Origin of the sequence: Microcoleus sp. OTE_8_concoct_300, from assembly GCF_031383065.1 — a bacterium.
In the GTDB taxonomy this organism is placed as follows: Bacteria; Cyanobacteriota; Cyanobacteriia; order Cyanobacteriales; family Microcoleaceae; genus Microcoleus.
The window spans coordinates 1-1,158 of the sequence record NZ_JANMZH010000851.1 but is presented as its reverse complement, the minus strand read 5'-3'; the positions used below and the strand labels follow the sequence as shown (position 1 = coordinate 1,158).

At 45.3% G+C, this 1,158-nt stretch carries 1 protein-coding gene; it reads right to left on the bottom strand.

Features of this window, described 5'->3' with window-relative positions:
• Positions 1–2: 2 nt before the first annotated feature.
• Positions 3–1,158: hormogonium polysaccharide secretion pseudopilin HpsC (gene hpsC, locus ACUVJL_RS37405; protein WP_445250435.1), on the bottom strand; the 1,156-nt coding region annotated here is incomplete at its 5' end.

Here is a 1,158-nt window from a genome sequence, read left to right as displayed (position 1 = left end):
AGTTATTTTCCTCGCGCACCGAGACCTTGTACTTGCACGCTTGCTGTTGGGAAATATGCAGATTTCTCGGCCTTATAATCAGTATCGTTGGGTTGAAGGCGGCGAAGGCTGTTTCCTCTGATAGTTACTCTGGCTATGTTTTTAGATGTATCAACACAAGCGTAAAAGCTATTGATCGGCGGAGATGCTGTATCTGTTACTCTTAGAGTTTGTTCTTGGATTGGTGCCGTTGTAGTTCCAGTTTGGGTAGTGGGATTCCCCAGAGCGGTTTTACATTCATCCCCTTTGAATGCCGGGTTAGTGCCGTGGTCGATGTAATTAACTAATACATCCTCGCGGTCCCACTTAACGCCTGCCTTCGTCACATTTTCCGTTGGCTTACTGATGTCAAAACCTGCCTGGGTGATAGTACCTATGTTAAAGGCATCACTGCGCTTTTGCGTGTCGGGATTTTTTAGCTCACCATTATCAAAGTAGCGGTTTTCTGGATTAGGATCTGTCGATTTAGTAGGATCTCGCAGTCCGTCCTGAATTTGATACCGAACAATACGGGTAGGACACGGAGATCCTGAAGGCTGACACCAAATGCCGGGGTCGCGACTAACTTGGTAGTACGCAACTAAGGATAGAACATACGTATCGTTGCACGCACCTGCGCCCTTCAGTGGTGTGTTTTGAGCGCAATTTTTTGGTATCTTACCCGGCCCCGGCACTATAGGAAGAGAATTATTGAGCTGCTGACGTTTCCAAAATACCAGAATAGGAGTTCCCTTTGTTGTTGCGGCAGAGGGGATGAAATTTCCCGTTAGGAGTTTGGGGACACCATCTGCACTATTATTATCGTAAATATAAATAGCTTGACTCAAATCTTGGGCGATGAAATCAACTGCTGCCTGAATGTCTTGCTCCGTATTTGACTTGACTTGTTCCCTCCTGTCGGTATTCAGCATATCGACTACAAAAGCCAGCATTGGCGTAATGACTAAAAATGCCATAATTGCTCCGACTAATAGCTCGACCAGAGTCATACCCTTGTCTGTTTGAGCTGGCCCTGAGCGGTTTCGCTGGTGCTGACTTTTAAGAAGCAACCTGAGTAAATTTTTCATTTTGACTTCTTCCTTTGCCAATTTGTAGGGAACATTTTTGATTAACAAGGAT